Below are 19,873 nucleotides of genomic sequence, written 5' to 3'. Positions count from 1 at the left end.
CGCGAGAGCGAATGCGCACGCCTTTCGTTGGCGCGAATGGAGCAAGCCCCACGCGCATGCTGTTTGAAAATTGAATCTGGCAAATGACGATGAGCCGCTGAAGGCTGGTGAGAGATTGGGCATGCCATCGCAATCCAAAGTTAGCCGTCACCGGACAATTCCTTTCGCATCTGCGAGATCAACACCGAGAGACATCGCGCATCGAACACGCGACGCGTTTCACGCTCAGATGATCGTGCAATGACATCCGCGACGAAAATCGGCGTTGCAAAGTTTTGCGCGCCGGTTGTTAATTAGAACAATTACAAAAACCGTTTTCTGAAAATCACTTCGGAATAACCTGGGAGGTGCTTGTGTCTACAGTCAAACTGACCGTCAACGGCAAGGCGGTGTCTGCCGACGTCGAGGATCGAACGCTGTTGGTCCACCTGCTGCGCGACCATCTTGGGCTTACCGGCACGCATGTCGGATGCGACACCAGCCAGTGCGGCGCCTGCATCGTTCACATCGACGGGCGCGCGGTTAAATCCTGCACCACCCTGGTCGGCCAGGCCAACGGCGCCAACGTCACCACCATCGAGGGCATTTCCAAGGGCGATACCCTGCATCCGATGCAGGCTGCCTTTCGTGACAATCATGGCCTTCAGTGCGGGTATTGCACGCCGGGCATGATCATGAGCGCCATCGACATCGTGCAGCGCCATCCCGCCGGCCTCGACGAGGAAACCGTTCGTCACGAGCTGGAAGGTAACATCTGCCGCTGCACCGGCTACCACAACATCGTCAAATCGGTGCTCGACGCCGCCGGACGCATGAAGGTTGCCGCCGCCGCGGAATGATCCGCAGCGACGACCCAATAATCAGATGTGCAACTGCCCGCGCTGCTCGCGCGATCAAGGCAGCCCTTATGGAAAGGTCGGGATTATGAGTGTTGAAGGTATTGGCGCACGGGTCACGCGCAAGGAAGACAAGCGTTTCATCACGGGCAAGGGCAAATACACCGATGACGTCCGCCTCCACGGCATGACCTACGCGTCGTTCGTCCGCAGCCCGCACGCCCACGCGAAGATCAAAAGCATCAATGTCGACGCCGCCAAGGCCATGCCGGGTGTTGTTGATGTGTTGACCGGCCAGCAGCTTGTCGATGACAAGATCGGCAATCTGATCTGCGGCTGGATGATCCATTCCAAGGACGGCTCGCCGATGAAAATGGGGGCGTGGCCGGCGATGGCGCCGGAAACGGTCCGCTTCGTCGGAAACGCCGTCGCAGTCGTCATCGCAGAAACCCGCAATCAGGCGCGCGACGCGGCGGAAGCCGTCGAGGTCACTTACCAGGAACTGCCGGCGGTCGCAGATATCCGCTCAGCCATCGCACCCGGCGCGCCGCAACTTCATCCCGAAGCGCCGGGCAACGTGATCTATGACTGGAGCATCGGCGACGAAGCCGCCACCGGCGAGGCCTTCAAGAAGGCCGCCAATGTTGTGGCGATGGACATCACCAACAACCGGCTGGTGCCGAATGCAATGGAGCCGCGCGCGGCGGTTGCAGAATACGATTCCGCGGAAGAGCATTTCACTCTTTATACAACATCACAGAATCCGCATGTCGCGCGCCTCGTGCTGTCGGCGTTCTATAATGTCGCGGCGGAAAACAAGCTGCGCGTGATCGCGCCCGATGTCGGCGGCGGCTTCGGCTCAAAGATCTTCATCTATCCTGAGGAAATGGTGGCGCTGTGGGCCTCCAAGCGCACCGGCCGGCCGGTGAAATGGACGTCCGACCGCACCGAGGCGTTCCTCACCGACGCGCACGGCCGCGATCACATCACCAGGGCCGAAATGGCTTTCGACAAGGACAACAAGATCATCGGCCTGCGGGTGAAGACCCACGCCAATCTCGGCGCCTACATGTCGCTGTTCTCGTCGTCGGTGCCGACCTATCTCTACGCCACGCTGCTGTCGGGCCAGTACAACATCCCGAACATCTATGCCGAGGTGGTCAGCGTCTACACCAACACCACGCCGGTCGATGCCTATCGCGGCGCGGGCCGTCCCGAAGCTTCTTTCGTGATGGAGCGGATGATGGAAACCGCGGCGCGGCAGCTCAAGGTCGATCCGGCCGAACTGCGGCGCAAGAACTTCATCACCAGCTTCCCGCATCAGACGCCGGTCATCATGGCCTATGACGCCGGCGACTTTAACGCCTCGCTCGACGCAGCCTTGAAAGCCATCGACTATGCCGGCTTCCCTGCCCGCAAGGCGAAGGCGAAGGCAGAAGGCAAGCTGCGCGGCATCGGCTTCTCCTGTTACATCGAAGCCTGCGGCATCGCGCCGTCAAAAGCCGTCGGCAGCCTCGGTGCTGGCGTCGGCCTGTGGGAATCCTGCGAGGTGCGGGTCAATCCCGTTGGCACCATCGAGATCCTGACCGGATCGCACAGCCACGGTCAGGGCCATGAGACGACGTTTGCCCAGGTCGTCGCGGACCGTCTCGGCATTCCGATCGGTCAGGTGTCGATCGTTCACGGCGACACCGACAAGGTGCAGTTCGGCATGGGCACTTACGGCTCACGCTCTGGCGCGGTCGGCATGTCGGCCATCGTCAAGGCGATGGAGAAGGTCGAAGCCAAGGCGAAGAAAATCGTCGCGCATCAACTGGAGGCCTCCGAGAACGATATCGTCATCGAGAACGGCGAATTCAAAGTCACCGGCACCGACAAGGCGATCGCGCTGCCGATGGTCGCACTCGCCGCCTATACCGCGCACAACCTGCCGGATGGCATGGAGCCCGGGCTGAAAGAGACCGCGTTCTACGATCCGACCAATTTCACGTTCCCCGCCGGCGCCTATGTCTGCGAGGTCGACGTCGATCCCGGCACCGGCAAGACCGACATCGTCAACTTCGTCGCGGCGGACGACTTTGGACGCCTGATCAACCCGATGATTGTCGAAGGCCAGGTTCACGGCGGCCTCGCACAGGGCATCGGACAGGCAATGCTCGAAGGCGCGGTCTACGACAAGAGCGGACAGCTCGTGACGGCATCGTTCATGGACTACGCCATGCCGCGCGCCGATGACCTGCCCTCGTTCAAGGTGTCGCACACCATGACGCCATGCCCGAGCAATCCGCTCGGCATCAAGGGATGCGGTGAAGCCGGCGCCATCGGCTCAACACCCGCGGTGATCAATGCGATCACCGACGCTATCGGAAACAACAAGCTCGAAATGCCGGCCTCGCCCGACCGGGTGTGGCACGCCATTCATCAGCAACAGGCCGCAGAGTAAGGACGGGGAGACGCATCATGTACGAGACAACCTATCACCGTCCTTCAAGCGTCGATGACGCCGTGGCCCTTTTCAAGAAGGGCTCCGATTCGAAGTATCTCGCCGGCGGCCACACCTTGCTGCCGGTGATGAAGCAGCGCCTTGCCCAGCCGTCGGATGTGATCGACCTCGCCCGCATCCCTGCGCTGGTCGGCGTATCGGCCACCGCCGACGCGCTCGTCATCAAGGCGGCGACGACCTACTACGACATCCTCACCAGCGCGGATGCGAAGAAGGCAATCCCCGCAATCGTGCATCTAACCTCGGTGCTCGGTGATCCCGCGGTTCGTTATCGCGGAACCATCGGCGGCTCGATCGCCAACAACGATCCGGCAGCAGACTATCCCGCAGCCGTGGTGGCGCTCGACGCCACGGTGAAAACCAACAAGCGCAGCATCAAGGCCGACGATTTCTTCCAGGGCCTGTTCACCACGGCGCTGGAGGACGGCGAGATCATCACCGAAGTCTCGTTCCCGATTCCGGCAAAGGCGGCCTATTCGAAGATGCGCCATCCGGCGTCGCGCTTCGCGCTCACCGGCGTTTTCGTCGCCAAGACCAAATCGGGAGACGTGCGCGTTGCCGCGACCGGAGCGTCACAGAACGGTGTGATGCGCGTCCCGGCCATCGAGGCAGCACTGAAAGCCAACTGGTCCCCTGGCGCGATCGACAGCGTGACGATTTCGGCTGACGGGCTGATGGAAGACATCCACGGTTCGGCCACTTACCGCGCCAACCTCATCAAGGTGATGGCGCAGCGCGCAGTTGCCGCGGCGGGCTGACAAGTCCGTCTGCAAAATAAAGGCCGCCCTGAGGGGCGGCCTTTGTGTTCTACGAGGGTCTAAATTAGTCGACGATCTGAACCACGCGACGGGTCCGCGGATCGACCAGCACCGTGCGGTCGTTCACCACCGTGTAGCGATAATCGCGGACGCCATACTCCTCTGGGACGTCGTAGTAGGTCACGCCTTCCTCTGGAAGAACGACACCGACCGCGAGGTCGTTCTGATACCGATAGGATGGGCGACGCTGCTCGACCACGTAACTGCGGAAGCGCGGGCGCTGATCGACGCCGAGAACGCCGGCCACGCCGCCGACAACACCACCAACGGTCCCGCCGACAATCGCCCCGACCGGCCCGCCCACGCGTTCGCCCTCGCGAGCCCCGCGTTCGACGCCGCCCGGAACACCCTGAGCCGATGCTGCGGCCGGAATGAGCGCGCTCGCAGAAATCATCGCCAAAGCAACTATGGTTCTCTTCATATCTAAATCTCCCGGTTAAGAATTCTCGGGGAGCACAAGTAGCCCACGGTCGAATAGTTCCTCCCGGCGCAGCGAGATCGCGGAATGGCCTTATTCCGATGGCAGACACCGCACTTATTGATGGCTCTTTGACCAAAACTGGCCTAAAGCACCCCCAATTCATCGATTTCTTTGAAACTGCCGGATGCGCGCGTCGTGCGTGCATTGAGGCGTTTCTCATTCATGGCGGCAACGCCAGCCAAGGTCTCAACGTGAAATCCCTGTCCGCAAGTCCCCCGCTCGCCCGCGCCCTGGCCGAGCGCAATTACAACGATGCAACTCCGGTACAGACCGCCGTGCTCGCGCCCGATGCCATCGGCCGCGATCTTCTGGTGTCGGCCCAGACCGGCTCGGGCAAGACCGTCGCCTACGGGCTGGCGATCGCCAGCGACATGATGGGCGATGCCGACCGCCTGCCGCGAGCAAGTGCGCCGCTCGCCTTGATCGTTGCGCCGACACGAGAACTGGCATTGCAGGTTCATCGCGAACTGGAATGGCTTTACGCCTATGCCGGTGCGCGCGTCGTGTCCTGTGTCGGCGGCATGGACCCGCAGCGCGAGAAGCGCGAACTCGAGGCCGGCGCCCACATCGTGGTCGGTACGCCGGGACGGCTGTGCGATCACATCCGCCGCAAGCGCCTCGACGTCTCCGAACTGAAAGCCGTCGTGCTCGACGAAGCCGACGAGATGCTCGATCTCGGCTTCCGCGAGGACATGGAATTCATCCTCGAGACCACGCCGGACACCCGCCGCACGCTGCTGTTCTCCGCGACCCTGCCGCGCACGATTCTCTCCATCACCAAGCAATATCAGAACAACCCCTTCCGCATCGAAGTGGCTGGCGGCGACGGCGGCCATGCCGATATTGAGTATCGCGCGATCCGTATCGCGCCGGGCGACGTCGAACATGCCGTCGTCAATGTGCTTCGGTTTTTCGAGTCCCCCAGCGCGATCGTGTTCTGCAACACCCGCAACGCGGTAAACCATTTGCAGGCCGCGCTGCTTGAGCGCGGTTTCTCCGTGGTCGCGCTGTCCGGTGAACTGACCCAGAACGAGCGAACCAAGGCGCTGCAATCCCTGCGCGACGGACGCGCGCGGGTCTGCGTCGCCACGGACGTTGCGGCGCGCGGCCTCGACCTGCCCAGTTTGGGCCTCGTCATTCATGCCGACCTGCCGAACGATCCCGAAGTGCTTCAGCATCGATCCGGCCGCACCGGACGCGCAGGCAAGAAGGGCATCAGCGTGATGCTGGTGATCCCCGCACGCAAACGACGCGCCGAATTGCTGCTGAACATGGCGGGCATCGATGCGGTATGGGGCACGTCTCCCACCGTGGAGGAAATCCGCGCGCTCGACCAGCAGCGTATGCTGCAGGACGCGCTGTTCGGTGAAGCGACCACCGAAGACGATCTCGTTCTGGCGCGCGCACTGCTCGCCGAGCGTTCGGCTGAGGACATCGCAGCGGCGCTGGCGCGGCTCTATCGCTCGCGCCTGCCCTCGCCGGAAGACATTCTTGATCCCGGCCAGGGTGGCAGGTCACGCGATGACCGAGGATCGCGCGAGGATCGCGGGGCAAAACGCGACAGCCGCGAGCCGCGCGGCGACGACCGCGCACCGCGCGCGAAGTCGAAATCACGGGGCGAGATGCCGGAAGGCAGCGTCTGGTTCCGCGCTGCCATTGGCCGCAACAAGAACGCCGAAGCGCGTTGGCTGCTGCCGATGATCTGCCGCCGAGGCGGAATCGGCAAACAGGACATCGGCGCCATTCGTATCTTCGACGGCAGCACCGAATTCGAGATTTCGGCAACCGCCGCCGATGAATTCGCTGCGAAGATCAAGCGCCCCGACAAGGAAGACAATATCCGCATCGAGGCGCTGCCGAACGGACCACAGGGCGACAGCGGCACGTTTGAAAAACGTCCGCGCAAGCCGCCGCACAGGGACAAGGATCTCGGCGCCAAGCCGCGACGGAATGACGAGCCGCGTTACGACGCGAAACCTCGTTACGACGACAAGCTGCGCTTTGAGGACAAACCGCGCTACGACAAACCCAGGCACAGCGGAAAACCCCAGCGGGACGATGCCCGCCGCTTCGAGGGTCCGCCTCCGCGCGGCAAAGGCCCGAAGCCCGGCAAGAAAGCCGACCGCCAGACTTGGCCCGATGTCGAGAGGCCGGCGTTCAACAAGAAGCCGAAGAAAAAGAAGCACCGCAAAGGCGCCTAAAACTTAACGCCTGGCGATCATCCGTCTCGCGCATCACTGACGGGCTCGTCCAGGAAGCCCGTCAAGTAAAGCGTCACGCTCGCTGAGAGTTTCACGAATGCGCAGGTTCCCGCGGCTTGAACTCAGCCGCATGGAGCTTCACGAAGTCGCGCATGTTCGTCGGTGGTTTGCCGGTGAGCTTGCGCATGGTGTCCGTCATGCGATCGTAACGTCCCTGCCGGGTCAACTCGACCATCGCCGAAAGATGGCTGACGACGTGCTCAGGAAACCGCGCCTGCCGAAGACCTTCGCTCCACGCCGGGAGCGGGACATCGCGATATCGAATAGGCCTGCCGAGCGCCTCTGAGAAAATGCGCGCATAATAGTCCAGATCGGCCGATTCCGGCCCGGTCAGATCGTAAATCTGTCCGATATGCGGTGCGGGATCTTCGAGGATCGCTGCCACCGCACTTGCCACATCGACTGCAGAGATCGGCGAAATCTTGCCGCTTCCCATCGGCAGCATCAACGCGTCCGAGGCCCGCACGCTGACGCCGGCAAGGACAAGAAAGAAGCCTTCGAAAAAGACTGTCGGCCGCACCGTGACAACCGGCAGTCCCGACCAGGACAGAGCCTGCTCCGCGAGCCAATGCAGCTTGTGCTGAGGACTCTCCGTGCTCTCGCTGATACTCATTTGCGAGACCGTCATCTGCGACATGTTCACGAAAGCCTCGACGCCGTGGTGGCGCGCCACCGCAGCGGTGTTGATCGTGGCTTCCAGGTAAGCCGCCGAGACAGACATTCCGAAATAGATCCGCCCGCAACCTTCGATGGCGCGGTGCATCGAGTCGAGGTTTGTCAGGTCGCCTTTTACGACCTCTGCACCGAGCCGCCGCAGGACGTCGGCGCGTTCGTCCTCACGCCGCACCAGGGCGCGCACCTTATGTCCCTTTGCGAGCAGGAATTCGGTGACGTTGCGGCCGACGCCGCCTATGGCGCCGGCTGCGCCGGTCACCAGGATCGGTTTGTCGAGTTTGTATTTCGTCGTCATGATGCTGACCTTGGATTACGTTCAAAAATGCGAACTGGGGCGATACGTTAGCGCGTCGGCACTCCGGCCTGCCGCATGACGAAGCGCTGGATCGGCGGGATAAGGATCATCAACATCGGTACGATTACGACGTAGCTCGTTCCCGCGGCCTTCAGCCAACGGAACGCGAAATCGGGCTGGAAGCCATAGTTCAAGGCGAGACCGATGAACGACATGCTGGTCGAGGTAATCAGGCCGGTGATCAGGGAGATCGTGGGTCCGATCAGTTTGGGGGGAAGGGCCATTTGCCTGCTCCTGGGGATGAGTTATTATTTAGACGACGTATAACTTATACAATGTAAAAGCAATAGGACCCGATGCCACGAACTGCCGATCCGGAGCTACCTCACAAAATCTTGAAGGCCGCCGACGCCCTGTGGCAGTCAGGCGGCGAGGAAGCGGTAACGATCCGCGGCGTTGCGGCGAAAGCGGCGACCACGACGCCGACGGTCTATAGCTATTTCGCCGACCGGGAGGCGCTGCTGACGGCATTGCGCACGCTCGCCTTTCAGCGCTTCTCGGCCTATCTCGGAAAATCGCGCGACTTCCGGGACGCGTGCGTGCGGCATCTCGAATTCGGCACCAGCCACCCTCGCGATTATGAATTGCTCTACGGGCGCGGCTGGATGGAGCGTGTCACAACAGATGCACAGGGGGCCGAGATCAAACGATACACCGCCCATCTCGTGCGCGCCGGTGTGGACGAAAGCAGGGCCGCGAACGTCGCGTATCCTGTTATGATGATGCTGCACGGCGTGGTGATGCATCGGCTCCTGAACAAGAAGCCGAGCCCCTTGGGCCGGACGATTGCTGCGGCCTGTCTAGAAGCCTGCATGACGCTGCTCGAAAGCGCGCGGCAGCGGAAATAATCGAGGGCTTCTTCGCCGGGTTTATCCAAGCAACCCGGCGAAGTGAAGCGCAACGCCTGCCGCCGCGCAGGCGGCAAGGGTCTGCAACATTCCGGCATTGAAGCGGAATATTGCAACCGCCGCGGCGACGGAAAGCGCAAGCGCCCATGGGTCGACGCTGGTGAGCACCGGCGCATCGAACGACAGCCCGAAGCGCTGCACCGGAAACGTTCCGCGGAAGACCGTGTGGACGGCGAACCAGATCGCCAGATTCAAAATCACGCCAACCACCGCCGCCGTGATGGCCGACAGTGCGCCTGCAAGCGCCTTGTTGCCACGCATGGTTTCGATGAACGGCGCGCCGAGGAATATCCAGAGGAAGCATGGCGTGAACGTCACCCAGGTCGCCAGCAGGCCGCCCAGCGTTCCTGCGATCATCGGCGGCAGCGTGCCGGGATCACGGAAGGCGGCCATGAAGCCCACGAATTGAAGCACCATGATCAACGGGCCCGGCGTTGTTTCCGCCATGCCGAGGCCGTCCAGCATTTCGTGCGGTTTTAGCCAGTGATAATTCTCAACCGCCTGCTGTGCGACGTAGGCCAGCACGGCATAGGCCCCGCCGAACGTGACCATGGCCATCTTGCTGAAAAACACCGCGATCTGCGTAAAGACATTGCCATGTCCGAGTAGCAGAAAGAGTAACGCCACCGGGATCAGCCAGAGCAGCAGCCAGACCGCCGCGACACGCAGGGAACTCGCCACGCTCGGGCGCGCGTGCAGCGGCAACTCATCGCCAAGCAGACTATCCACGAGCGCGGTGGACTTATCGCTGCCGTGCCCGCCACCCGCTGCGAACGCGGCAAGACCTGCGCGGCCGCCGAAAAACCCGATCAGCCCCGCCGCCAGAATAATCACGGGAAACGCCACATTGAAAAAGAAGATCGCCACGAACGCGGCGGCCGCCAGCCACTGCATCACCCGGTTTTTCAGAGCCCGCTTGCCGACGCGGAAGACGGCCTGAATCACGATCGCCAGAACAGCCGCCTTAAGGCCGAAGAACAGCGCGGCGACAAACGCCACATTGCCGAACGCAGCATAGATGTAGCTCAGCGCCATGATGGCGATGACGCCCGGCACAATGAACAACCCGCCGGCCATAATGCCGCCGCGCGTACGATGCATCAGCCAGCCGATATAGGTCGCAAGCTGCTGCGCTTCAGGACCCGGCAACAGCATGCAGTAGTTCAGCGCATGCAGAAACCGGCTCTCTGAAACCCAGTGCTTGTCTTCGACGAGGATACGATGCATGACCGCGATCTGCCCGGCGGGGCCGCCGAAGCTGAGCAAGGCGATCCGCAGCCAGACCCAGAAAGCCTCCCCCAGGGTGGGGAAGCTGGGTGTGCTTCGTTCCGTGGAGATTGAAGACGTTGCGGCAGCGTCGGTCATGACTTCACTTTTGCCTTATGCGATGGCCAGTTGTGGGTTTCGTCGCTTGCGTCCCGGCACCAGCGATAGAATGCATCGTACAGCGCCACGCCGGCTTCAAGCTGTTTCAGGTCATCGGCGTACATTCGCGACAGGCCCAGCGACGCCGCAAGCAGACCGGGAGCCTCGGGCGAGAGATCGAGCCGGGCCGTGTCCGCAGCCCGAACCATGGTCGCCAGACGCTTGAGCGGCGCGGTCTCGAGTCCGAATTCCTCGATCATCACGTCAAACGTGCACAGTTCGCCGCGATGACTCCAGAATACGTTCTCAATGTCGAATGGAACAGCTCCGAAGCGCGCTCCGACGGCTTCAACTTCCGAAGCCGCTACGAACAGAAACACCGCCGATGGATCGATGAAGCGGCGGATCAGCCACGGGCAGGCGATCCGGTCGATCTTGGGGCGCGAGCGGGTTACCCAGACCGTCCGGCCTTGCGGATCTCGATCAGGCAGCTTTGAAGCAGGCACCAACGGAAGGCCTTCTTTTGCCCAGGCTTCGATGCCGCCTTCAAGAATATTGGCGGAAGCGCCAGCATGACGAAGCCATGCTGCAACACCCTCACTGAGTTTCTGCCCTCTCTTGCAAATTGCCACGACGGCCTGGCCGGACAATGCCGATGCCCACGCGGCGGCTTGCGCATAATCGCTCCGCCTTGCGCCGGGTATCAGATGCGGATCAGCCTTGAAGTCCTCGTCAGTCCTGACGTCGACGAGAATGGGGCACGCGGGCGTGCCGATCAAACGGGAGAGCTTTTCGGGGGGAATTGCATTGATAGCTGACATGATGCGTCCTTGTTGAAAAACTGGACGCGATTCTTGGGCATGTCGCCTTGTGGGGAGATCGCTTTCCCCATGGCCTCAAGTACAGCCAAAGAGCGACATTTTGTCAATTGCGAACGGGGTCGGGCTGATGCCCCGGGAGGTTGTTGGCGGAGAGGGAGGGTGTCGAACTAATGTCCTACGGTGAACAACCTTGTTCGACGATGTCTATCAATCTTAGTTTTATCAATATGTTATTGTCTACACTCGTCATTGCCCGTCCATTGATGTCTGCCCCGATCCGAGTTATTTGTTGGGGCAGAAATTATTGAATGTTGGGGCACACATGGCTCGCGAGATCAATCGGCTCTCGGCCCGCACCGTCAAAACCGTTAAAGAGCTCGGCCGCCATGCAGACGGCAACGGTCTGTATCTGAGCGTTTCAGCGAACGGTGGCCGCCGATGGGTTTTCCTGTATCGACTTCCAGGCCGCGTTTATGAAAATGGAAAGCCGAAGCTCTTCGAAATGGGGCTTGGAAGCGCTTCGAACGTTTCGTTGAAGGAGGCTCGCGAGGCGGCTGAGGTCGCGCGAAAGCAACTGCGAGAGGGCCTTGATCCCCTTCAGCAGCGGGGGAAATCGTCCACGAAGACATTTTCGGAATGCGCCACTGAATACATCGCCTTGCAGGAAAGTGGATGGCGCAATCCGAAACATCGCGAGCAGTGGAAGAACACCCTGGCCACCTACGCCGATCCGAAAATCGGAAAGCTTCCTGTCGATGCTGTCACCGTCGACAACGTCCTCGATATCCTGAAACCGCTGTGGTCTACCAAGACCGAGACCGCATCAAGAGTTCGGGGCCGTATTGAAGCCATCTTGGATTGGGCGGCGGCGCACAAGTATCGGAGCGCCGAAAATCCGGCTCGGTGGCGAGGTCATTTAAATAAAGTGCTGCCAGCCATGCGGAAGGTGGCCAAGGTCCAACATCACCCTGCTCTTCCCTTTCGCGACATACCAACGTTCATGACCGACCTTCGAAGTCGTGATGGCACGGCCGCGAAAGCCCTGGAATTCACCATCCTGACCGCCGCACGGACAGGTGAAACGATTGGCGCGAAATGGGACGAGATCGACTTCAAGGAGAAGGTGTGGACAGTCTCGGCTGAGCGCATGAAAGCGGGCGTCGAACATCAAGTGCCACTGTCGGACCGAGCCATAGAAATCTTGGCGGATCTGAGTCAGGAAACCGACTACGTCTTTCCTGGGCAGGAAATCGACAAACCGCTCTCGAACATGGCCATGTTGGCCCTCCTCAAGCGGATGAACCGTTCAGACCTCACGGTGCATGGCTTCCGCTCGACATTCCGCGATTGGGCCGCCGAAACGACCGAGTATCCGAACGAGCTCGTCGAAATGGCACTGGCCCATACCATCAAGAACAAGGCGGAGGCCGCCTATAGACGCGGCAATCTCCTTGATCGCCGACGAGCCCTGATGCAGGCTTGGGCGAACTTCTGCATGGAAATTTCGGCTGATGCCTCCCCGTAAGGTCATCTATCCGTACCGCGATCAGCCGTTGGGCCCGGACATTATTCTGGAGGGGGTCTGGGGTGACGAAGACGAGCAGCAGATCCTCCAGCCTCCGGGCACGGAGGATGCTGTCACAACTCACACCTACGCCGAGATCCCGGGACTGTTTGAAAAATACGGCATCGATCCGGACGATCTGGATCGCTTCAGATGGCTAGCCGAGGTACTTGTCCGCGACTTTTTGATTAAACCGCGGATCGGCATCCGAACGCCGCCGAAAAAGGGGGGACGCCCCCGAATCTTCGATGACGCCTTCTCTGCCCGCATGAAGAAGTTGCGGGACGAAGGCAAGACTCAGGAAGATGCGCTGGAGATTACGGCGAAAGAACGGGGTTCGAAGGCTAGTCAACGGCGCAGCCTTAAGGATAGTTACGCCCGGATCGTCGTTCGCTGGGTGCTGCTGACTATGCGAGCCGACGAATATCTCCGGCAACAAGAAGCCCCCAAGCCCTAGCGCAAACATCGCACACTTCGATACTGCGTTTTTACATGGCACTGGGATAGGCCCCGGTTTTGACGCACCTGCTGGGCCCCCATTGTGACCCCATTTTCCGGTCAGGCACCGCTCCTGGTGTAACCGGACAAAAGCAATGGACGATCGCATTCTTACAAACGAGATTTTTCTCACCCGGCAGCAAGTCTGCGCCAGGCTCAACATTTCAAAATCGCATTTCTACAGCGAAGTCGACGCACTCCGACTCCGCATCACATACAGCGGCGGCACGCGCGTTCATATCGAGGACTTGAGCGACTACATCGGCCGCATTCGCGCAGGAAACTATGCCCCTGCGTATAGCGAGACCGATCCGTGGGTTATTCTCTATCGTTCGAAGTGCAAGCCGCGCAAGGTAGCGGCTGCAAAACGCTCACCCAAGCGCGGGAAGAAACCGGTCAGCGCGAAGCCAGCTATCGCTGAAGACGCTAATTCGGGCGGCTCGCTCTAATAAGCCGGGTTATTCACACTCACCACAATCAAACTCAAGGGAACGTCATTCGAACGAATAATTTCGCATGTCTGCATCAATTTCAATACCAACCTCCATCCTGAAAATCGACAAGCTGTCGGATACGAAAGCTGACCTTGATTCGGTTCAAGTTCAAAGCAACGTCCGTTCGTTTGAGGACTACTGCGTCAAGCGGGGCATCCCTTATGGCGCAACATCGCGTTACGCGATTCAGGCGACGACACTCTATTATTGTCGATCGCGGGTGTAGACTTCCTCGAGTTCGTCCTGACTGGCAAGGTCACACGCGTGGATGTCGCCGTCGACCTGGCGGGCATCACGACCGATGAGGTGATTGTGCGGAGTTCTGGCGTCCGCAAACACGGCATCTAGCGCGACCGGCATCCCGGAGACGGTTTACATCGGGAAGATCGGCGGAACTGTCGCATACGACAAAGGCACAGCGACGGAGGACGGTGTCACGCGCCTCAGGGCGAACGCCGATTGCGACCGAACTGCCGCGGCCACGAACTGCTGAACATCAGAATCCGTTCGACAAGATCCGCGTTAACCGACCGAAACTATCAAGCCGCTGATACCGGAGCACGCCAACGCGATCTTCGACAGCATGCGCATCCGCGGCATTCATCGCGTCCTCAAGATGCTACCACGCCAAGACCGGCTGCGCATCGAGCAGGTCGCAAACGATACCGCGAACAATCTGATGCCGGCGGACCTCTGGGACTCGTGGCCCATGTGTCTTGATCAATCAGGCCTAATCGCGCCGACCTCGAATTCAACTGATTTGTGGGCTCGGAGGGCCGCCTCTTGACGCTTTATCAAATTTATTTTCGTTGCGAGACACCTAGCGACACTGGTGGACACCACGCAGGACCGCGTCTGCTTGCGCGGTGCCCTGACCTTACTATGTTTTGATTTCGAGCATGCGGCACGAGCACATCTCGCAGCGCGCTGCAAAACGAGTCTATCGCGATGGGTCTCTAAGGCATCCGCAAACGGCTGATCGGCTGCACGATGCCCCCGCGCGGCTTGATAGCTCGAAAATGATCTGAAGCATTGCGGAGGCGCGTCCACGCGGTTTGTGGCTCGCTCACCTCTCCATGGTCCCTTCGGACGCACCCATATCGATTTCCGCTCATGAGCGGCGATTTCCCAAACCCTTTTCAAATGCAGGATTCTTCATGAATAGCGAAAAAAATCGTTCTGTGACGGCGCGACGCCTCAAAAAGGAGCTGCGAACCCGCCGCTCGGTCTACACCACCATCAGCATGGAGACAGTGGGCTCAACAGTACACATATATAGAGTCGTCTCCCGCGTCGCCTATTTTGGCGATGAGAAGCAGTTCCGCCGCTACTTCTCGCGAGTGTGGCCGCTGCTCCAGATTCGCGATGTTCGCGATTTTGAGGTCTACCCGGGGGTACGGGTCAAGTTCCGCCCTCGCGCTCACAGGGTTGAAATCACCGGAACGAACCTGCGAACCGTCGAAGGCGTCGCAGAGAATTTCGGACGCTCCGCCAAACGTGCTGGCTTACTTCACCGTCATCGCCACGAAGCAACCGACGGTGCCAAATCATGACCGGCGGCGAGAACAATAGCTCAAATGACAAGCACATTGGGGCTCGCTTGCCCGGTCACCCGACACAAGCGGACGCAACACCATCAAGCAGCATTTCTGAGAAGGGAATTTCCGTTACAAACCAATCAACTGACAACCCTTCTCACGAAGAAGGGATTAGCCCGCCGCTTGTACCGGATCCGGGCGGTCTAACCCTAGAGGACCGCCGCGTCGATTCGGTATACAGCAAAACGGCAGACGCCAGCATCGTGACCGGCGATGATCTTCGCGAGAAGTATTGTAGTGGGAAGGACGGTATCCATTTGCCCGGCGCGCTTCTCATGCAGCTCATGAATGCAAAGGCGGCCGGCGGCAGGAAATTCGTGCTGTCGGGCCCGGCTGATATCGGCCTTGCAGAAGCAGGCGTCGACCTGGCAGAACACTTCAAGCTACCTGTCTTCGAGATCAGTTCCGGCGAGAGCTACGCTGTGCGTGAGCTAAAGGCAAAACGCATCGACGGCTCGGACGGATATGTTGTGATTAGCGATGATCCCACCGCGCTGCCTGCGTCGGCCTACGCAGACGCTCAGTGGGTATCGTTTGATGACAAGAATCAGCTTCACTGGAGCGAGGTTGCAAGTTCCTTAAAAAGCCTGGCTTCCCGCATTTTCCGAGGCGAGGATATTCTTGCTTTTCGCGACGAAGCGGAAGCTTTGGTGAAACCCGCCCTTCCTGATCGCCGTGCCGTGCTGAGCGTGCTGGCCCACCACATCAATCTGTACCGCGCAACGAAGGAGAGCGGTCTTTACGATGACGGACGTTCAACGCCGACGTCGCCAGCCGGCACGCCGCGTGACGTATCGGTGACGGTTGCAACACCCAATGAGACTTCCGAACTGTTGAATTCAGTGGCGTCGCGCATCGCACGTCACGTGATCCTGCCGGAATCGTATGCTCGTGTCAGCGCACTCGCCCTACTTCATTTTTGGGCGTTTCGTGCCGCTCGCACGTCGCCAATCATTGAAGTGCAGTCGATTGCGCAGGAAAGCGGAAAGACAGTACTCATCGACATTTTGGCCGGACTTTCGCCGAGCGTTGAAAAAGTCTTCGACGCGACGCCCGCGTCGTTGTTTGAACCTGCCGATCAGGGCGCGACAATCATCTACGATGAAGGCGATCTCAACTTTACCTCGTCGAATATTACGCTGATCAAGTTCTTCAACGCAGGTTGCAAGCGCAATGGCCCGCGAATCCGTCGTGCGGGTGGAAAGAGCTATAGTGCGTGGTGTCCTAAAGTCATTGCGCGCATTGGCAAGATGCCGAATGCGGCACTTGCCAGCCGCTGCATAACTTTTTACATGCACCGCAAGTTGCCTGGCGAAAACGTCGAGCGCATTCTTCCAAATCATGAGCGCGAAATCGCAGAACTCGCTGCGACCTGCAAGCTTTGGGCCGAGACCGCTGTCAGCAACCTTCTAGACGCCGTTCCAGAAATGCCGACTGGATTTGCTTCACGCCGCATCGACAAATGGGAACCTTTACTGGCTATCGCGGAACTTGCAGGTCCGGAGTGGGCGCAGCAGGCTCGCAAAGACGCCTTGGCGCTGGATCCTATCCACTTGGACGAGCCTTCCTTAGAAGAGATGCTTCTTCACGACATACGCGCCGGCTTCGATATGACCGGCGCAGCCGCAATCAGCTCTGCCGCTCTTGTTGCGCATCTCAAGGGATTCAAGGATCGGCCATGGTGTCAGTGGGGAAGTGACGGTCAGCTTCGATTGGCCAAGCTCCTGCCCCGTCACATCCGTCCCATGAACGTTCGCACCCCGATACAAGCCAAGGGATACCGCCGCGAGCAGTTCGACGAGCTGTTTAAGCATTACCCGAAGAAGTCGGACGAATAGGCTATGAACGAGCGCGTCTGGGACGGCTGGGACGGCTGGGACGCCATTTCGCCCTCTTGCCTGTAATTTTTTAGGCCTGCCCGCCAGTTCATGCGACTTGCCGATATAAATATGCGTGACATGACTAAACTCAGCCTCAAGCAAGAACTCCGCCGTCTTATCGCATCCGGCTCAAAGGACGTGCCCGATCGCGGCGCAACCGGCAAATATGGCACCAAGAATCCTACTTCCCGCTCGGAAGCCATTAAGCGCATCAAGCAGGCAAAAACGCCGTTTGAACTGACGATTGCAGCCAGGGGAGCGCGTACGCTCGCCGATCAGCACGCAGCTATCCGAAAGGATGCAGTCTTTAAACTCAATTCCATGCCAGCGAACCGTGAGTTGGTTTTCAAGTTAGATTGGCACGAAGTCTTTCAACCTGAAGACGCAAATATCGCGCGGGAATGTATTCGCGAATTTTTGGTGCGCATGTTGAGAGGCATACACCGGTCTGCAAAATTGGAACTTGATTTCGCCGCTCAGAACTTCGTTGTTGTGCCGGAGATATGGAGCAAGATGGGAACATTTGCGCCGCTTCATTTCCATGCGCTGATCGATATCCCAACAGCGGGACTGCCGTCATTCGACGCGGGCGCCAAAAGCATCTGGGAAAGCGTTTGCCGGGCCCACAATATCAAGGGCTCGATTCATTCGTCCCCGATCAAAAACAAAGACAGGTTAGATCGCTATAACCTGAAGCAACTTGACTTAGAGTGGGTTTTCGACCGCACGATGTGGCCGATCGACCTCCTCGACTAAACGGCACGTCGAGCCAGTCTCCCCGTCGCTTTTGTCATGAACTCCGAGAAGCTGCAGATCGTTCTGGTCTGCGGCTACGTACAATAGTTGTCAAAATGATAGTCATTGAAATTTTAACAGCTCACTCAGTATCAGCTAATTTACAGGTCAAACGAATATGCCGAACGATAGTCGCTACAGTAAAACAAAGACCACTTCAGATCTCACCCACATTAAAACCTCCGGCGAGTATCCATACGAAGAGCGGGATAAGATTAATCCTCAGGTTCGTCCTGGATCAGCACGCACGCGTGGCTTTCGCGGAAACAAATACGGTCCAGCATCTCCGGTACGGCAGTTCACGAAGGAAGAGATTGCTGGGTACGAGCGCAAAGCTCGTGACGACGGCAAAATGTAATCCTGCCTTAGCTTGAAGATCATGGCTGCTCATTAGTTGATAGAAACGACCGGTGGTTGTGTACCGCAAATTCATTTGACGCCATGATCGCCGCTTGCTCGCCATTCAAACGGGGAGCAAATTTTAGCCGCAGATATTTCACAAAGGTAAGCTTTGTCATCTAGGTCCCGATAAGCTGCGATATGTTCCCGAGCAATGTCCGGATAGAGTTCTTGAGCCCGCACGTCTGCCGAGAACATCGAACTTGCAGCCAAGACTCCTCCTACGAGTGCGACTGACGCCGTTGTCGATTTTGTCGTTGCGGAGGTCGCCGACCAGATCAACGCCCCGAGCCAACCAATAATCGACCAGCCCAAGAAGAGGTTGATAACCAGAATGGCGTGCCTGTTCGTGTGCCAGCGCTGATACGCGATAAAGGCCGGTAGCAGATAAATGAATAAGCCGAACATAGTCCCGAGAATGACTGCACCGTTTCCGCCGTAAGCAGCACCCACCAGCAACGACACCGCGATAACCGAGACTGCCAGTATTGTACCTGGTCGTTTTTGCGTTGGCGGATTGCCCGGTTTAGTTGGCGCTAGAAGCTTTGCTTTTCGGTCTGCAAATTCCTCGTCAGTAATGACCTTTCGAATTCGCAGCTCGTCGAGATTTTCGATCTCCAGTGCAATGTTCGCAACTTCTGACATCCCGTAAAACCCTCTCGCTTATTGAATGACAGTCGCTCGTTCAGTTCCGCGCACCTAGCAGGAAGGACTCTGTCTTATTGCTCGTGGGAGTCGGCATGCAGCCGGGAACGTAAAAGCCCGGATAGAGGACAATCAGAACGTCAGAGTCTGTCGGCTGGAGTGCGAAGCGTCTGGTATCGCTCATGCATCGCTTCTCGTAAGCGACCAGCATGCGCACGCCATCCATCAGCTCCGGCATAGGATCTATGCCACGATCAATTTGATTATCCGCTCTGACAGCATAAGCATCGGCGTAGACGCCGAAGAATGCAGACCAAAGGAATGCGGTATCAAGCGTGTCGCGATAGCGCGGTTGGTTGGCGGCATGGATATCCGCCAGCCATTCGCAGCCAATCTGCGCCGCATCCGGCATGAAAGGGGTCTCTCCCAAGAGCAGCTGGCCCACGATTCTGACGTGGACCGAGCCCATGTGAGCAAACTGGAGCGAGGGGTTGCCTACGTCGGGCTTGAGATTATCGGGAAGTTTGCGGCAGTGCTGGACGTGCCACCCGACACATTCCTCAAGCCGTTAGCTCGCAAGTCAGCCAAAAAATGCACATAGTTCCAGACCGCCTTAAACAGGAAACCAGCGCTTATGTTTCGCGGCTTCACTTTCGATCCCCAGAACTATCGGCGATTCTACACCTGAAACGCACGAACGATTGTATCGAGCCGAAATCGTCGCCTCCCTGACCCCCATCGTGTTGGTAACGTGTGTAGGCAGCATTCTAAAGCCTAAGCGTTAGCGCGAAGATCGCAGAGGCCGCGCCTTACGGCTCCAAGCCTAAATGAAGCGCTTTAGACCTGCTAGGTCTTCACATAGACCCAGACGGCGCTGTGAAGGTAAGGAGAATGCACTTAGTATTTACCCATTAAGCCGGATTCCCTCCACCATCTTTCCATGACAACGACTAACGGTCAGACGAGTCTAATCATTC

The 19,873-nt window shown here is 58.9% G+C and carries 20 protein-coding genes; 13 read left to right on the top strand and 7 right to left on the bottom strand.

Annotation, left to right across the window (positions count from 1 at the left end; translation table 11 throughout):
• Positions 1-353 precede the first annotated feature (353 nt).
• The 3 genes from AC1RM7_RS15075 to AC1RM7_RS15065 all read left to right on the top strand — a co-directional run bounded on the left by AC1RM7_RS15075 (position 354) and on the right by AC1RM7_RS15065 (position 4,097).
• On the top strand, positions 354-839 hold the full coding sequence (locus tag AC1RM7_RS15075) for a (2Fe-2S)-binding protein (protein WP_006023062.1): 486 nt from the start codon (positions 354-356) through the stop codon (positions 837-839).
• Between the two features lie 85 nt (positions 840-924).
• Complete coding sequence (locus AC1RM7_RS15070; RefSeq protein WP_006023063.1) at positions 925-3,279, top strand: xanthine dehydrogenase family protein molybdopterin-binding subunit; 2,355 nt, start codon at positions 925-927, stop codon at positions 3,277-3,279.
• A gap of 17 nt (positions 3,280-3,296) precedes the next feature.
• A complete protein-coding gene (locus AC1RM7_RS15065) occupies positions 3,297-4,097 on the top strand; it encodes an FAD binding domain-containing protein (protein WP_006023064.1) in 801 nt (266 codons plus the stop codon).
• 64 nt (positions 4,098-4,161) lie between these two features.
• Here the strand turns inward: AC1RM7_RS15065 and AC1RM7_RS15060 are convergent, their stop codons facing one another.
• On the bottom strand, positions 4,162-4,578 hold the full coding sequence (locus tag AC1RM7_RS15060) for a DUF1236 domain-containing protein (RefSeq protein ID WP_006023065.1): 417 nt from the start codon (positions 4,576-4,578) through the stop codon (positions 4,162-4,164).
• Positions 4,579-4,829: 251 nt separating this feature from the next.
• On the opposite strand from AC1RM7_RS15060, the gene AC1RM7_RS15055 reads away from it, so the two are divergent.
• The gene (locus AC1RM7_RS15055) at positions 4,830-6,839 is read left to right on the top strand and encodes a DEAD/DEAH box helicase (RefSeq protein WP_024920232.1); all 2,010 of its coding nucleotides are present in this window, start codon (positions 4,830-4,832) and stop codon (positions 6,837-6,839) included.
• 91 nt (positions 6,840-6,930) lie between these two features.
• On the opposite strand, the gene AC1RM7_RS15050 is transcribed toward AC1RM7_RS15055, so the two are convergent.
• The gene (locus AC1RM7_RS15050) at positions 6,931-7,869 is read right to left on the bottom strand and encodes an NmrA family NAD(P)-binding protein (protein WP_024920231.1); all 939 of its coding nucleotides are present in this window, start codon (positions 7,867-7,869) and stop codon (positions 6,931-6,933) included.
• Between the two features lie 47 nt (positions 7,870-7,916).
• The gene (locus AC1RM7_RS15045; protein WP_081758691.1) at positions 7,917-8,153 is read right to left on the bottom strand and encodes a DUF2798 domain-containing protein; all 237 of its coding nucleotides are present in this window, start codon (positions 8,151-8,153) and stop codon (positions 7,917-7,919) included.
• Positions 8,154-8,225: 72 nt separating this feature from the next.
• On the opposite strand from AC1RM7_RS15045, the gene AC1RM7_RS15040 reads away from it, so the two are divergent.
• The gene (locus AC1RM7_RS15040; RefSeq protein ID WP_081758693.1) at positions 8,226-8,777 is read left to right on the top strand and encodes a TetR family transcriptional regulator; all 552 of its coding nucleotides are present in this window, start codon (positions 8,226-8,228) and stop codon (positions 8,775-8,777) included.
• 21 nt (positions 8,778-8,798) lie between these two features.
• Here the strand turns inward: AC1RM7_RS15040 and chrA are convergent, their stop codons facing one another.
• Both chrA and AC1RM7_RS15030 read right to left on the bottom strand, forming a co-directional pair.
• Entirely contained in the window at positions 8,799-10,202 is a 1,404-nt protein-coding gene (chrA, locus tag AC1RM7_RS15035; protein WP_024920229.1) for a chromate efflux transporter, read from the bottom strand.
• The gene (locus tag AC1RM7_RS15030; protein WP_024920228.1) at positions 10,199-11,023 is read right to left on the bottom strand and encodes a chromate resistance protein ChrB domain-containing protein; all 825 of its coding nucleotides are present in this window, start codon (positions 11,021-11,023) and stop codon (positions 10,199-10,201) included. Before AC1RM7_RS15030 ends, chrA begins: the two co-directional genes overlap by 4 nt.
• Before the next feature lie 322 nt (positions 11,024-11,345).
• On the opposite strand from AC1RM7_RS15030, the gene AC1RM7_RS15025 reads away from it, so the two are divergent.
• The 7 genes from AC1RM7_RS15025 (at position 11,346) to AC1RM7_RS14995 (ending at position 18,210) form a co-directional block, all read left to right on the top strand.
• Positions 11,346-12,548 carry a tyrosine-type recombinase/integrase gene (locus AC1RM7_RS15025; protein ID WP_492233913.1) on the top strand — a complete coding sequence of 401 codons (1,203 nt, stop codon included), beginning with the start codon at positions 11,346-11,348 and terminating at the stop codon, positions 12,546-12,548.
• Entirely contained in the window at positions 12,535-13,044 is a 510-nt protein-coding gene (locus AC1RM7_RS15020; protein WP_492233914.1) for a hypothetical protein, read from the top strand. The genes AC1RM7_RS15025 and AC1RM7_RS15020 overlap by 14 nt, the downstream gene beginning before the upstream one ends.
• Positions 13,045-13,180: 136 nt before the next feature.
• Positions 13,181-13,534: a hypothetical protein gene (locus tag AC1RM7_RS15015; protein WP_492233915.1), complete on the top strand. Its 354-nt coding sequence runs from the start codon at positions 13,181-13,183 to the stop codon at positions 13,532-13,534.
• A gap of 1,202 nt (positions 13,535-14,736) precedes the next feature.
• Entirely contained in the window at positions 14,737-15,132 is a 396-nt protein-coding gene (locus tag AC1RM7_RS15010; protein WP_146744785.1) for a hypothetical protein, read from the top strand.
• Positions 15,129-17,015, top strand: a complete 1,887-nt coding sequence (locus tag AC1RM7_RS15005) for a DUF3631 domain-containing protein (RefSeq protein ID WP_492233916.1) — start codon at positions 15,129-15,131, stop codon at positions 17,013-17,015. The genes AC1RM7_RS15010 and AC1RM7_RS15005 overlap by 4 nt, the downstream gene beginning before the upstream one ends.
• Positions 17,016-17,135: 120 nt before the next feature.
• Positions 17,136-17,813, top strand: a complete 678-nt coding sequence (locus AC1RM7_RS15000; RefSeq protein ID WP_492943893.1) for a hypothetical protein — start codon at positions 17,136-17,138, stop codon at positions 17,811-17,813.
• A 157-nt stretch (positions 17,814-17,970) separates the two neighbouring features.
• Positions 17,971-18,210: a hypothetical protein gene (locus tag AC1RM7_RS14995; protein ID WP_492943892.1), complete on the top strand. Its 240-nt coding sequence runs from the start codon at positions 17,971-17,973 to the stop codon at positions 18,208-18,210.
• 71 nt (positions 18,211-18,281) lie between these two features.
• Here AC1RM7_RS14995 and AC1RM7_RS14990 read toward each other — a convergent pair whose 3' ends face one another.
• Positions 18,282-18,896 carry a superinfection immunity protein gene (locus AC1RM7_RS14990; protein WP_492233918.1) on the bottom strand — a complete coding sequence of 205 codons (615 nt, stop codon included), beginning with the start codon at positions 18,894-18,896 and terminating at the stop codon, positions 18,282-18,284.
• 40 nt (positions 18,897-18,936) lie between these two features.
• Complete coding sequence (locus AC1RM7_RS14985; RefSeq protein WP_492233919.1) at positions 18,937-19,308, bottom strand: hypothetical protein; 372 nt, start codon at positions 19,306-19,308, stop codon at positions 18,937-18,939.
• Between AC1RM7_RS14985 and AC1RM7_RS14980 the strand changes: the two genes are divergently transcribed.
• Positions 19,261-19,497: a helix-turn-helix domain-containing protein gene (locus AC1RM7_RS14980; RefSeq protein WP_492233920.1), complete on the top strand. Its 237-nt coding sequence runs from the start codon at positions 19,261-19,263 to the stop codon at positions 19,495-19,497. The genes AC1RM7_RS14985 and AC1RM7_RS14980 overlap by 48 nt on opposite strands.
• Positions 19,498-19,873: the final 376 nt, after the last annotated feature.

Source organism: Afipia sp. GW822-FHT03D08 (assembly GCF_058801645.1).
This window is presented reverse-complemented; position numbering and strand designations above follow the sequence as displayed.

Bases quoted from the DNA above. Each gene is read 5' to 3' on its own strand.
- AC1RM7_RS15070 (WP_006023063.1), top strand. From the start codon at position 925: ATGAGTGTTGAAGGTATTGGCGCACGGGTCACGCGCAAGGAAGACAAG.
- AC1RM7_RS15065 (WP_006023064.1), top strand. From the start codon at position 3,297: ATGTACGAGACAACCTATCACCGTCCTTCAAGCGTCGATGACGCCGTG.
- AC1RM7_RS15060 (WP_006023065.1), bottom strand. From the start codon at position 4,578: ATGAAGAGAACCATAGTTGCTTTGGCGATGATTTCTGCGAGCGCGCTC.
- AC1RM7_RS15050 (WP_024920231.1), bottom strand. From the start codon at position 7,869: ATGACGACGAAATACAAACTCGACAAACCGATCCTGGTGACCGGCGCA.
- AC1RM7_RS15045 (WP_081758691.1), bottom strand. From the start codon at position 8,153: ATGGCCCTTCCCCCCAAACTGATCGGACCCACGATCTCCCTGATCACC.
- AC1RM7_RS15040 (WP_081758693.1), top strand. From the start codon at position 8,226: ATGCCACGAACTGCCGATCCGGAGCTACCTCACAAAATCTTGAAGGCC.
- chrA (WP_024920229.1), bottom strand. From the start codon at position 10,202: ATGACCGACGCTGCCGCAACGTCTTCAATCTCCACGGAACGAAGCACA.
- AC1RM7_RS15030 (WP_024920228.1), bottom strand. From the start codon at position 11,023: ATGTCAGCTATCAATGCAATTCCCCCCGAAAAGCTCTCCCGTTTGATC.
- AC1RM7_RS15025 (WP_492233913.1), top strand. From the start codon at position 11,346: ATGGCTCGCGAGATCAATCGGCTCTCGGCCCGCACCGTCAAAACCGTT.
- AC1RM7_RS15020 (WP_492233914.1), top strand. From the start codon at position 12,535: ATGCCTCCCCGTAAGGTCATCTATCCGTACCGCGATCAGCCGTTGGGC.
- AC1RM7_RS15015 (WP_492233915.1), top strand. From the start codon at position 13,181: ATGGACGATCGCATTCTTACAAACGAGATTTTTCTCACCCGGCAGCAA.
- AC1RM7_RS15010 (WP_146744785.1), top strand. From the start codon at position 14,737: ATGAATAGCGAAAAAAATCGTTCTGTGACGGCGCGACGCCTCAAAAAG.
- AC1RM7_RS15005 (WP_492233916.1), top strand. From the start codon at position 15,129: ATGACCGGCGGCGAGAACAATAGCTCAAATGACAAGCACATTGGGGCT.
- AC1RM7_RS15000 (WP_492943893.1), top strand. From the start codon at position 17,136: ATGACTAAACTCAGCCTCAAGCAAGAACTCCGCCGTCTTATCGCATCC.
- AC1RM7_RS14995 (WP_492943892.1), top strand. From the start codon at position 17,971: ATGCCGAACGATAGTCGCTACAGTAAAACAAAGACCACTTCAGATCTC.
- AC1RM7_RS14990 (WP_492233918.1), bottom strand. From the start codon at position 18,896: ATGTCAGAAGTTGCGAACATTGCACTGGAGATCGAAAATCTCGACGAG.
- AC1RM7_RS14980 (WP_492233920.1), top strand. From the start codon at position 19,261: ATGGATATCCGCCAGCCATTCGCAGCCAATCTGCGCCGCATCCGGCAT.
- AC1RM7_RS14985 (WP_492233919.1), bottom strand. From the start codon at position 19,308: ATGCCGGATGCGGCGCAGATTGGCTGCGAATGGCTGGCGGATATCCAT.